This window comes from Pseudomonas sp. UBA5706, assembly GCF_002419965.1.
In the GTDB taxonomy this organism is placed as follows: domain Bacteria; phylum Pseudomonadota; class Gammaproteobacteria; order Pseudomonadales; family Pseudomonadaceae; genus Aquipseudomonas.
Map to the genome: position 1 here is coordinate 19,842 of NZ_DIHC01000020.1, position 12,533 is coordinate 32,374.

The 12,533-nt window shown below is 61.4% G+C and carries 9 protein-coding genes; all 9 read right to left on the minus strand.

Features of this window, described 5'->3' with window-relative positions; all coding sequences use genetic code 11:
* Window positions 1-57: 57 nt before the first annotated feature.
* Window positions 58-1,608, minus strand: coding sequence for a histidine ammonia-lyase (gene hutH, locus B3I26_RS10575; RefSeq protein ID WP_296257631.1), 1,551 nt, complete (start codon window positions 1,606-1,608; stop codon window positions 58-60).
* A complete protein-coding gene (hutH, locus tag B3I26_RS10580) occupies window positions 1,605-3,248 on the minus strand; it encodes a histidine ammonia-lyase (RefSeq protein ID WP_296257632.1) in 1,644 nt (547 codons plus the stop codon). The genes hutH (B3I26_RS10575) and hutH (B3I26_RS10580) overlap by 4 nt, the downstream gene beginning before the upstream one ends.
* Window positions 3,249-3,262: 14 nt before the next feature.
* Window positions 3,263-4,105, minus strand: a complete 843-nt coding sequence (locus B3I26_RS10585; protein WP_296257633.1) for a quaternary amine ABC transporter ATP-binding protein — start codon at window positions 4,103-4,105, stop codon at window positions 3,263-3,265.
* The gene (locus B3I26_RS10590; protein ID WP_296257634.1) at window positions 4,102-4,953 is read right to left on the minus strand and encodes an ABC transporter permease; all 852 of its coding nucleotides are present in this window, start codon (window positions 4,951-4,953) and stop codon (window positions 4,102-4,104) included. The genes B3I26_RS10585 and B3I26_RS10590 overlap by 4 nt, the downstream gene beginning before the upstream one ends.
* A 144-nt stretch (window positions 4,954-5,097) precedes the next feature.
* Window positions 5,098-6,063, minus strand: coding sequence for an ABC transporter substrate-binding protein (locus tag B3I26_RS10595; protein ID WP_296257635.1), 966 nt, complete (start codon window positions 6,061-6,063; stop codon window positions 5,098-5,100).
* Window positions 6,064-6,210: 147 nt separating this feature from the next.
* Entirely contained in the window at window positions 6,211-7,674 is a 1,464-nt protein-coding gene (locus B3I26_RS10600) for a purine-cytosine permease family protein (RefSeq protein ID WP_296257636.1), read from the minus strand.
* A gap of 172 nt (window positions 7,675-7,846) precedes the next feature.
* Window positions 7,847-9,544 carry a urocanate hydratase gene (gene hutU / locus B3I26_RS10605; RefSeq protein ID WP_296257637.1) on the minus strand — a complete coding sequence of 566 codons (1,698 nt, stop codon included), beginning with the start codon at window positions 9,542-9,544 and terminating at the stop codon, window positions 7,847-7,849.
* A gap of 543 nt (window positions 9,545-10,087) precedes the next feature.
* Window positions 10,088-10,825 (minus strand): anti-sigma factor, encoded by a 738-nt coding sequence (locus B3I26_RS10610; RefSeq protein WP_296257638.1) that lies wholly within the window; start codon window positions 10,823-10,825, stop codon window positions 10,088-10,090.
* 195 nt (window positions 10,826-11,020) lie between these two features.
* Entirely contained in the window at window positions 11,021-12,199 is a 1,179-nt protein-coding gene (gene nhaA, locus B3I26_RS10615) for a Na+/H+ antiporter NhaA (RefSeq protein WP_296257639.1), read from the minus strand.
* Window positions 12,200-12,533 lie beyond the last annotated feature (334 nt).

Here is a 12,533-nt window from a genome sequence, read left to right on the forward strand (position 1 = left end):
TACAGGGCGCTAGCACGTCACCTGGTTTCAATGACAGGCCCTCCTGGCCTGTCCCGATCAAAAGCTCGGCAGCAGGTCAGCAGACACCAGCGCGCTCAGGCAATTGGAAGCCAGAAGCTCGGTGGCGGCCTCGATGTCAGGGGCGAAAAAGCGGTCTTTTTCGTAGAACGGGACTTTGCTGCGCAGGGTGGTGCGGGCGATCTCCAGTTTTTCCGAGGTCTTCAGACCATTGCGCAGGTCCAGACCCTGACACGCAGCCAGCCATTCTACAGCCAGCACGCCGCGAGTGTTTTCCGCCATTTCCCACAGGCGCTTGCCAGCCGCCGGCGCCATCGAAACATGGTCTTCCTGGTTGGCGGAGGTCGGCAGGCTGTCGACGCTGTGCGGATGGGCCAGCGCCTTGTTCTCGCTGGCCAATGCCGCTGCGGTGACCTGCGCGATCATGAAACCGGAGTTGACCCCGCCATTGGCCACCAGAAACGGCGGCAGTTGCGACATGTGCTTGTCCATCATCAGTGAAATGCGACGTTCGCTCAGCGAGCCGATTTCGGCGATAGCCAGGGCTATATTGTCGGAGGCCATGGCCACCGGCTCGGCGTGGAAGTTGCCGCCGGAAATGACTTCGCCCTCTGCGGCGAACACCAGCGGGTTATCGGACACCGCGTTGGATTCGATCTCCAGCACTTCGGCGGCCTGACGCAACTGAGTCAGGCAGGCGCCCATCACTTGTGGCTGGCAACGCAGGGAGTAGGGGTCCTGAACCTTGTCGCAGTCGCGATGGGATTCGGAAACCTGGCTGCCGTCGCCCAGCAGATCGCGATAGGCTGCCGCCGAGTCGATCTGCCCGCGCTGACCGCGTGCGGCATGAATGCGCGGGTCGAACGGTGCGCGCGAGCCCAGCACCGCTTCAACCGTCAGCGCGCCGCAGCTTACAGCGCCAGCAAACAGGTCTTCGGCTTCGAAGAGCCCGCGCAGTGCGTACGCAGTGGACACCTGGGTGCCATTGAGCAGCGCCAGGCCCTCTTTCGCGGCCAGTGTCAGCGGCTGCAGACCGGCGACGGCCAGGGCCTCAACGGCGTTCAGCCATTGACCCTGGTAACGCGCCTTACCTTCGCCCAGCAGCACCAGCGACATATGCGCCAGCGGCGCGAGGTCACCGGAGGCGCCTACCGAACCCTTGAGCGGAATGTGTGGATACACCTGGGCGTTGATCAAGGTGATCAGCGCGTCGATGACCTGACGACGAATGCCGGAGAAGCCGCGGCTCAGGCTATTGACCTTGAGCACCATGATCAGCCGCACCAGCGCATCGCTAAGAGGCTGGCCGACGCCTGCCGCATGCGACAGCACCAGCGAGCGCTGCAGGTTTTCCAGGTCAGCGCTGGCGATGCGGGTCGAGGCCAACAGACCGAAACCGGTATTGATGCCGTAGGCCGTACGGTTCTCGGCCAGGATTTGCTCGACGCAGGCCACGCTGTTGTCGATTGGCTGATCGGCGCTGGCGTCCAGCGTCAGGGTCACGGGCTGCTGATAAATCGCGCGCAGTTGCGCCAGGGTCAGTTGGCCGGGGATCAGGCTCAGCGAGGTTGCCTGTTGGGTATCGGTCACGATGCTGCTACTCCTTCGTTGATTACGGTCGGCTCTGGGCTGGCTCCTGCCTGCCCGGCGCTTTTGACGCTTGAGCTGCGACTGTTGCTGTTGTTTTGGAAGGTCTGCGCTGCGTAATCGCGACAGACCTGAAATACGGTTTCCAGCGATTCTTCATTCTTGAGCAGGGTCACGCTGCTGGCGATGTCCGGCGCGAGCCAGCGATCTTCGTCATAGGCCGGAACCCGCTCGCGCAGCAGGCGCCACGCGACTTCGGTACCGACGCCAAAGCGCGGGCCTTTGAAGAATTCGAACGCCTGGGCGGCCAGCAGGTACTCGATGGCGAGAATCTGCGTGACGTTCTCCAGCACCTTGTGCAGCTTGAGTGCTGCGCTGGTGCCCATGCTCAAATGGTCCTCCTGTAAACCCGACGTCACGTAGTTGTCGATGACCGCTGGTTGCGCCAGTTGGCGGTTTTCCGCGCACAGGGACGCTGCGACGTATTGCACGATCATCATTCCCGAGTTGACCCCTGGCTGGCTGACCAGAAACGCCGGCAGGCCACTGACTGTCGGGTTAATCAGGCGGTCCAGACGCCGCTCGGCAATCGAGCCCAGTTCGGCCATGGCAATTGCCAGGAGGTCCGCCGCCATCGCCACGGACTGGCCGTGGGGATTGGCTTGGGAAACCACCCGATACGTTTCGGGCGTGCCCAGCAGCAGCGGGTTGTCGGTGGCCGAATTAAGCTCGGTTTCAATCTGCTGTGTGGCGTGGGCCAGTTGGTCGCGAGTGGCCCCGTGCACTTGTGGAATGGAGCGGATGCTTAGGGCGTCCTGGGTGCGAATCCCCTGACTGTTGGCGAGCACTTCACTGCCTGCCAGCAGACCGCGCAGGTTTCGGCCCACCTGCTGCATGCCCGGATGCGGCTTGAGGGCGATGATGGTTTCATCGAACGCGTCGAGCTGCCCGCGCAGGCCCTCGAAGGTCATGGCGCTGATCACGTCGGCCCACTGCATCAGGCGATTCACATCGGCGATTGCCAGGCAACCGAGGCCGGTCATGCACGGCGTACCGTTGACCAGGCACAGTCCGTCCTTGGCACCCAATTCGACCGGCGACAGGCCTTCTTCGCTGAGCGCTTGCAAGGCGGACATCAGTTGCCCGCGATAGCTGACCTGACCAACGCCCAACAGAGCCACGCCAATATGCGCCATGTGGGTCAGATACCCCACCGAACCCTGGGACGGCACCTGGGGTGTGATCCGACGGTTGAGCAGTGACAGCAGCGCTTGCACCACCTGCCGATGAATCCCGGATTTGCCCTGGCTGTAGTTGATGATCGCGGCGCAGATAATCGCGCGGGTCTGCTCGTCCGGCAATGCCGGGCCGACACCGCAGGCGTGACTGAGCAAGGTGTTGCGCGACAGCCGACTCAGTTGCTCGCCTTGCAGCGACACATTGCACAGCGCACCCAACCCGGTATTGACGCCATAGGCGCGCTCGCCGCTGGCAACGATGCGCTGCACGATGGCTTGCGCGTTGTCGATGCGCGCCCATGCACTGTCTGTCAGGGCCAATGTTGCCCCGTGTCGGGCCACTGCAGTGATGTCCTGCCAACTGACCGCTGCCTCGCCGATGAAGATCTGTTCTGCCCGCGACATGACTACCGCCTGCCTTAAATGGTCGCCACCCGTCGCTGGACGAAACGGTCAACGTATTCATCGGCGGGCGAGTAGAGGATTTCTTTCGGAGTGCCAACCTGGATCAGCCGGCCATCCTTGAGGATGGCGATGCGGTTACCGATGCGCACGGCTTCGTCGAGGTCATGGGTGATGAAGACAATGGTCTTCTTCAAGGTCGATTGCAGTTCCAGCAACTGATCCTGCATTTCAGCGCGGATCAACGGGTCTAGGGCGCTGAAGGCTTCGTCCATCAGGATGATGTCGGTGTCGGCCGCCAGTGCCCGGGCCAGGCCCACACGCTGGCGCATGCCACCGGACAGTTGATGCGGATACTTTTTCTCGTAGCCCTTCAGGCCGACCGTGGTGATCCAGTGCTGCGCACGCTCGGCGCACTGCGCCTTGCTTTCGCCACGAATGGTCAAGCCGTAGGCGACGTTGTCGATCACGGTCTTGTGCGGCAGCAGGCCAAAGCTCTGGAACACCATGCTGATCTTGTGCCGCCGGAAGTTGCGCAGCGTTTGCATGTCGTAGGTCAGGATGTTCTCGCCATCCACCAGAATTTCGCCACTGGTAGGATCGATCAGGCGATTGAAGTGACGCACCAGGGTCGATTTTCCGGAGCCGGAGAGACCCATGATCACGAAAATCTCGCCGCCGGCGATGGACAGCGACAGGTCATTCACGCCGACCACGCAGCCGGTCTGCGCCAGCACCTGATCCTTGCTCTGGTGCTGCTGGACCATTGCCAGCGCATCCCTGGCGCGATTGCCGAAGATCTTGTACACGTTCTTGACGACGATTTTGCCGTCGGTATTTGAAGTCTCGACGCTCATCATTTGTTCACCTCATGCCGTGGACGACCATAGGCCTGGGTAATGCGGTCGATCACGACGGCCAGAATCACGATCGCCAGACCCGCTTCCAGACCGCGGCCGACGTTGAGGGTCTGAATCCCCACCAGCACGTCTTCACCCAGGCCACGGGCACCGATCATCGAGGCGATCACCACCATCGACAGGGCCATCATGGTGGTCTGGTTGATGCCGGCCATGATGCTCGGCAGTGCCAGGGGCAATTGCACCCCGAACAGTTGCTGCCAGCGGTTGGCGCCGAACGCGTTGATCGCTTCCATGACTTCGCCGTCGACCTGACGGATGCCCAGGTCAGTCAGACGAATCAGCGGCGGCGCGGCGTAGATCACCGTGGCGAAGATCGCCGGGACCTTGCCCAGGCCGAAAAGCATCAGCACCGGAATCAGGTACACGAAACTGGGCATGGTCTGCATGATGTCGAGCAGCGGCATCAGCACCGAGCGCAGGCGATTGCTGCGCGCCGACAGAATGCCCAGCGGCACGCCGATGATCACCGAGATGACGGTCGCCACCAGCATCAGTGCCAGGGTCTGCATCAACTTGTCCCACAGGCCCACGGCACCGACCAGGAATAACAGGCCGATGATGATTACCGTTGTTGTGATCTTGCGTGTAGCGTGCCAGGCGATGAGGCCGACGATCGCCAGCAACAGCCACCACGGCGCGATGCGCAGCAAGGCTTCGAGTTTGACGATGGCCCACAGCAGGGTGTCGGAGATATGCCGGAACACGTCGCCGTAGTTGGTGACCAGTTTATCGACCCAGTCGTTGACCCAGTCGGCGATGGAGAACGTGAAGCTTTCGGGGAACATAGGTTTTCTCGATCTGTTAGCTGTTTTCACCCGTCGGTGCCGATCCGCTGTAGCAGTACGGCTTGCCAGCGGTGGCGATGTCGAAAATGTCACCGCCGGCAAGCCGGACTGCTACAGGGGCCTGCGTGCGACTCGCGCAAGCCTTTACAACGAAGCGTCTACCTTTTTGGCGGCATCTTCGCTGACCCACTGGTGCCAGACTTCAGGATGTTCCTTGAGGAAGATCTTCGCCAGCTTTGGCGATTCGATGCGGTCCTTGGTCATGCGCGCCAGGTTCTGGTTGAGCAGGTCGATCGGGATGTTGACCTTCTCCATCACAGCCACCAGCTCAGGCGCTTGCTCGTGGAAGGCCTTGGACAGGCCGACCTTGATCTCGATGGTCTTGTTCACCCCGGCTTTCTCTTCCAGGCGCACCATGTCCACTTGGCCCATCAGCGGAGTCGGCGACCAGTAATAGGCCAGGATCGGCTCGCCGCGCTTGTAGCTCGACAGGATCGCCGTATCCAGCGCCGGGCCGGTGCCCGGGCGGAAATTGGTGTACTTGTCTTCCAGACCGTAACTTTTCAGCATCTCGCTGTTTTCCAGCTCGCAGGTCCAACCCGCCGGGCAATTGTAGAAACGGCCTTTTTCCGGCTCTTCGGCGTCCTTGAACAGGGCTGCGTATTTGCCCAGATCGGCAATGGACTTCAGGTCCGGCGCCTTGGCCTCCAGCTTGCGCTTGGCATCACCTTCGATCACGTAGCGCGGCACGTACCAACCTTCGACCGCACCTTTGACCGGAGCACCGACACCCACCACCTTGCCGGCCGCTTCGGCCTTGTTCCACACTTCGCTGCGGCCTACCCACTCCTCGGCGAAGACCTGAATATCATTGGTGCTCAGGGCGTTTTCCATGGTGATGGAGTTGCCGGGCAGGTTATCCACATCACAGCCGTAACCTGTTTTCAGAATGTCCTGCAGCACGTCGGTCAAAAGCATGGCGCTTTCCCAGTTCAACCCGGCGAATTTCACCGGCTTGCCGGACTCACACCATCCCGCTGCCTGACTGGCGCCGCTGGCGAGCACGCCGACTGAAAGCAACGTGGATAGCAGGGCTTTCTTCGTGTTCATTGTGTGACGCTCCTGGTCTTGAATGGGCTGTATTGCATGGGCAAGGCAGTAACGAAATCAGGTGGCATCCAGCCTGAGGGAAGAGCACTTGCCGTACTCCGTCCCGCTTCACTCCAGCTTTAACAGACGTGCGTCACGGGTGGTCGTTCACCCCGCGTGCCCGGGGACGACACCGGGGCTCGCCTCACCCGTGTCCTGCCCGTTCGGCAGGATCAAGCGGTCGGCAATTTTCCCGGGCCATTTTTTCGCCGCCGCGTAATACAGCGCGGCAGGCACGACCAGACCGATAATCCACGAAATGTCCGTGTCATCGAGGCTCGCGACCAGCGGCCCGGTATAGAAATGGGTGGAAATGAACGGCATTTGAATCAACACGCCGATGACGTAGACAGATATACCGATCCAGTTCCAGCGACCATAACGACCGTCAGGGTCGGACAGGGCCGGAATGTCGTAGCGTTCTTTGCTGATGCAATAGAAATCCACCAGGTTGATCGCACTCCACGGCGTGAAGAACGCCAGCAGGAACAGGATGAATGCCGAGAAGTCCTTGAGAAACGAATCCTTGCCCAGCAGGGCCAGCGCGGTGGCAATGCCGACCATGGCGAAGATGTAGGTCAGGCGCACGGCGCTGGAGATATGACGGTTGCCGCAAAAGCCGCTGACGATGGTAGCGACCGACATGAAGCTGCCGTAGGCGTTAAGCGTGGTAATGGTCACCTTGCCGAACGCAATGCTGAAATACAGCGCCGCCGCCACCGCGCCAGTCCCGCCCAGACCGACAATGTAGGAGACTTCATGGTGGGCGAAGTTCTTGCCCGCCAGTGCTGCCGCCAACACCCCGAACACCATCGACGCCTGTGCCCCGATCACCGAACCCAGGCCCACGGCCCAGAATGTCTTGCTCGCCGATGTACTGCGTGGCAAGTAGCGCGAATAGTCCGCGACATACGGGCCGAACGCAATCTGCCACGAAGCCGACAGGGAGATCGCCAGCAGGAAGCTGCTTAGCGAGAAGTGCTTGTTGCCCAGCAACGCGCCGATATCATTACCCGCCAGCAACGCGCCGAAGAGGTAAATGAAAGCGATCACGCCGACGACGCTGGCGACCCGGCCGATCATGTGGATGACTCGGTAGCCGCAGATGGTCAGGGCAACGATGCCCGCGGCGAACAACACGATGCCTTGCCAGTCCGGCACGTGAATCAACTGCGCGACCGCCTGGCCGGCCAGCAGCGAGCCGCTGGCGGAAAAACCGATGTACATCAGGCACACCAGCACCAGTGGGATGACTGCGCCGTAGACGCCGAACTGCACCCGACTGGAAATCATCTGCGGCAGCCCCAGCTTCGGGCCTTGCGCCGCGTGCAGCGCCATGACGCCGCCGCCGAGCAGTTGACCGATGAGCAGGCCGATCAACGACCAGAACACATCACCACCCAGCACCACAGCCAGCGCTCCGGTGACAATCGCGGTGATCTGAAGGTTGGCACCCAGCCACAGGGTAAATTGACTGAACAGACGGCCGTGTCTTTCCGCGTCAGGAATAAAGTCGATCGAACGCCTTTCGATCACGGATGAACTTGCAGCACGATCATCTGGAACAGCCATTGCGAATATTCCCCTAAGGCAAGTGTTGGTACGCAAGCTTCGTGAAACCGATGAATCCTGTGAGGCCCGAATCATTCCCTGTAGCAGGCCAGCTTGCCGGCGGCAGCGATCGTGACCCCGCTGCCGCCGATAAGCCGCGCAGCTAAACCAGCGTTCGGCCCCGGATGTTCTGTCAGTTATCGATCATAGGCAGGTTCAAACCCTGCTCTTTGGCGCAATCGATGGCAATCTGATAACCAGCGTCGGCATGGCGCATAACGCCGGTGGCCGGGTCGTTGTGCAGGACGCGGGCGATACGTTCGGCCGCTTCGTCAGTGCCGTCGCAGACGATCACCATCCCCGAGTGCTGGGAAAAACCCATTCCCACGCCGCCGCCGTGGTGCAGCGAAACCCAAGTCGCGCCGCTGGCGGTGTTGAGCAGGGCATTGAGCAGCGGCCAATCGGACACGGCGTCGGAGCCGTCCTGCATCGATTCTGTTTCGCGGTTCGGGCTGGCGACCGAGCCGGAGTCCAGGTGGTCACGACCGATCACGACCGGCGCCGACAGCTCGCCGCTGCGGACCATTTCGTTGAACGCCAGACCCAGCTTGGCGCGCTGGCCCAGCCCGACCCAGCAGATACGTGCCGGCAGTCCCTGAAAGCTGATGCGCTCGCGGGCCATGTCCAGCCAGTTATGCAGGTGTGCGTCGTCCGGGATCAGTTCCTTGACCTTGGCGTCAGTCTTGTAGATGTCTTCCGGGTTGCCCGACAGCGCCGCCCAGCGGAACGGGCCAATGCCACGGCAGAACAGCGGACGGATGTAGGCCGGCACGAAGCCCGGGAAATCGAACGCATTGCTCACGCCTTCTTCCTTGGCCATCTGACGGATGTTGTTGCCGTAGTCGAAGGTCGGGATGCCTTGTTTCTGAAATGCCAGCATGGCTTCGACGTGCTCGGCCATTGACTGCTTGGCGGCCTTGACCACGGCAGCCGGCTCGGTGGCAGCGCGATTGCGGTACTGCTCCCAGGTCCAGCCCTTTGGCAGGTAGCCGTTGAGTGGGTCGTGGGCGCTGGTCTGGTCGGTGACCATGTCCGGACGTACGCCCCGGCGAACCATTTCCGGCAGGATCTCAGCGGCGTTGCCACACAGCGCAATGGAGATCGCCTTGCCTTCGCCGGTGTATTTGGCGATGCGTGCCAAAGCGTCGTCCAGATCAGCGGCTTGCTCATCGACATAACGGGTCTTCAAGCGGAAATCGATGCGGCTCTGCCGGCATTCGATATTCAGCGAACAGGCGCCCGCCAGTGTCGCCGCCAGAGGCTGGGCGCCGCCCATGCCGCCCAGTCCCGCGGTCAGAACCCAACGGCCTTTGAGGCTACCGTCATAGTGCTGGCGACCGGCTTCGACAAAGGTTTCGTAGGTCCCTTGGACGATGCCCTGGCTGCCGATGTAGATCCAGCTACCGGCGGTCATCTGGCCGTACATGGCCAGGCCCTTGGCGTCCAGTTCGTTGAAATGCTCCCAACTGGCCCAGTGGGGTACCAGGTTGGAGTTGGCGATCAGCACGCGCGGCGCATTACTGTGGGTTTTGAATACGCCGACCGGCTTGCCGGATTGCACCAGCAGCGTCTCGTCGTCGTTCAACTGGGTCAGGCTCTCGACGATCTTGTCGTAGCACTCCCAATTACGCGCTGCACGACCGATCCCGCCGTAGACCACCAGTTCATTCGGGTTCTCGGCGACTTCCGGGTCCAGATTGTTCATCAACATCCGCAACGGCGCTTCCGTCAGCCAGCTTTTGGCGGTCAATTGAGTGCCACGGGCGGCGCGGATTTCCACGTCGCGGCGTTTGGTCCATTGCTGGGCTGGGGTCTTGTTGTCAGTAGTCACGTCACAATCCTCGATGATCAATCCGGCCCAGGCACTGGGCTGACGGTGCCTGTGTCAAACAGGCGGAATACGAATCTGCAAGTCAGGCACCACTGGCTGCGAATAAAGGCGCTACGCCGTGGACACGTGTGCAGACTCATATTTACTTGTACATACAAGCATATGCAACCGAAGGGCCAACTTGGGGAAAGTGCCACTTAAAAAAACGCGAAGCCGTGTGTGGTCTGGTGTGCGCAGGTTTCAGGCTATGCAGGCGGCGTGTGGATCAACGTCACGAGGAAGGGGTATTTGTTACTTTTGGGTGCGTACGCCCTATGAAAGTGCAACGGGTAACAGAAAGTTGAATCGAAGCTGGCGTCCCGCACTGGGCTAAATCTGCCCTGCGCAATGCAGGAGTGCGGCGACGGTGTTGTGCGGATAAGAGCAGACGAACGCCTTCAAGGTACTGCAGATCTTCGGTAGCAGCCGGCTTGTCAGCGGCGATGATTTGAAAGGCACTTTGAGCCAACAAACGTGCTGCAACGGAAGGGGGCACGTTGGACCCTAACCCGCCTTCACTGCGCGCCCTGAAAACTGAATCGGACCGCTGGGCCTGTTCAGCGGCGAGCCCCCGGCTTTCTCAAGCGACAGTTCGAAGCGCTGGTTCGGTTGCAGTGGCGGCAAGCGGTCGGTCGCAACCTTCAGCGTCTGGCCCGGGCCAACCAGCCCGAGCGAAACGGGACCTGGCCAGTCGTCGGCCTGGGTCCAGAACTGCAATACCTTGCCCGGCGGAATTTCGATCCTGTCCACGGGCACCAACTGGATGCCGCGCATGTTGCTGGCCTGGATCACCCAACCAGGGGCATTGTGCTCGGGTGTCGAAAGCACAGCCAGGTAGGCGGGCGGCGGCGGGGTCGGCACCTGGCCCAGCAACTGCGTGCTCAAAACCACCGAGGCAGCCAGCCCGATGGCGGTCAGTGTGCGCCATAGGCCGGCGTTGTCCCACCAATGGGTGCGGCGTTTGTTGCGCTGGGCCTTGCCTTTGGTCTGGACAAACGCCCGTCCGCCGAGATTGCGTTCAATGTGCTTCCAGAGGCGAGAAGAAGGCCTTTGCGGTTCGGACAGCGCGGTAAGCGTCAATAACCGCGAGTTCCAACCTTCGATAGCCTTGCGCAACGCAGGGTCATGGGACAGCCGTTCCTGGACCTCGGTGCGCTGGTCAGCCGTCAGCGTGCCTAGCACGTACTCACCCGCCAGAGTCTGGACGTCGAGGTCGGGGATCTTGTCTTGTTTTTCACTCATACAAAGCGCTCCCGCAGCACGTCATAGCGTGCTTGATACAGGCGATCACCGTGCCCGGCGGCGCACCCAATACGCGTGCGGTGTGTTGCTGAGAATAACCGCCGAGGCGGCGCCGAAATACACAGTTACGACGCACGGGTGCGGCTTTTGACAGATGGTGGAGCGGGGCAGGGCCCGAGAGCGTAACGCGCCCGATCAGCTTTTGCTCAATCGACTGCGCAAGATCACGACCCCAGCCAGCGCCGATATGATCGACCCGAGCAAGACCCCCACTTTCACCTCATCGATCAGATGCGGCGCGCCGGGAAACGCCAGGTTGCCGATGAACAGGCTCATGGTGAAACCGATGCCGCACAGCAGCGCCACACCATACATCTGTAGCCAGTTGCTGCCCTCGGGCAAGGTCGCCAGGCCCGCCCGGATTGCCAGCACCGCGGCCAGGAACACCCCGATCTGCTTGCCGATGAACAAACCCAGCGCTACGCCGAGCGGCACGGGGTCAATCAGATTGCCGAGGGTAATCCCGGACAACGAAACCCCCGCGTTGGCAAAGCCAAACACAGGAACCACAGCGAACGCGACCCAGGAATGCATTTTCTCTTCGAGAAACAACAGTGGCGAGTGAGCCTCTTGCTGGCGAGTCCCCAGCGGAATGCACAGCGCTAACGCCACACCCGCCAGCGTCGCGTGCACGCCCGATTGCAGTACGAAGAACCAGAGCAGCAGGCCCAGCAGCAAATAGGGCAGCAGACGCTGAACGCCCATGCGATTCATGATCACCAGCATGGCGAGCGTCACGAACGAGGCGCCGAGCATCGGCAGGTCCAGGCCGGTGCTGTAAAACAGCGCGATGATGGTGACCGCGCCCAGGTCGTCGAGAATCGCCAGAGCCGCGAGGAAAACCTTCAGCGAAGTAGGGACGCGCTTGCCCAGCAGCGAGAGCACGCCCAGCGCGAAGGCAATATCGGTGGCAGCCGGAATGGCCCAGCCGCTAAGGGTTTCGGCGTGGCCAGCATTGACCCCAAGGTAAATCAGCGCCGGCACCAGCATCCCGCCGGCCGCCGCGAAACCGGGCAGCGCGCGCTGTCCCCAGCTGGCAAGCCCGCCAGCCAACACTTCGCGTTTGATTTCCAGGCCGACCATTAGAAAGAAGATCGCCATCAGGCCATCGTTGATCCACAACTCGATCGACAATCCGCCCCAAACGCTGTGCAGCGCAGCAAAATAAAAACCCGCCATGGGCGAGTTGGCGACGATGATCGCGGTCAATGCAGCGCCCATCAACACGATGCCACCCGCGGATTCCGAGGCCAGAAAGCTGGCCAGAATGGCGATGGCGCGTGGGGTTTGCTTGTCGGGATTTGGCGTCGTCATACGCATCCTTGTGCCTGGCGAAAAAAGAGGGTTGCCACGGTTGCTGCAGCCTACACCGAACATCTTCTGTCGCGAGCGGCTCTACACGATCCGCTCCCGCCCATGACGCCTGGGCCTACGCGAATCCGCCTCTGCCGATGGCGCCTGGACCTACGCGAATCCGCCTCTGCCAATGGCGCATGGACCTACGCGAATCCGCCTCTGCCGATAGCGCATGGACCTACGCGAATCCGCCTCTGCCGATAGCGCATGGACCTACGCGACTCCGCTTCCGCCGAAAGCATATGGCCTACACGGCTCTGCCTCTGCCGAAGGCGTAGGAGTCCAGCTTGCT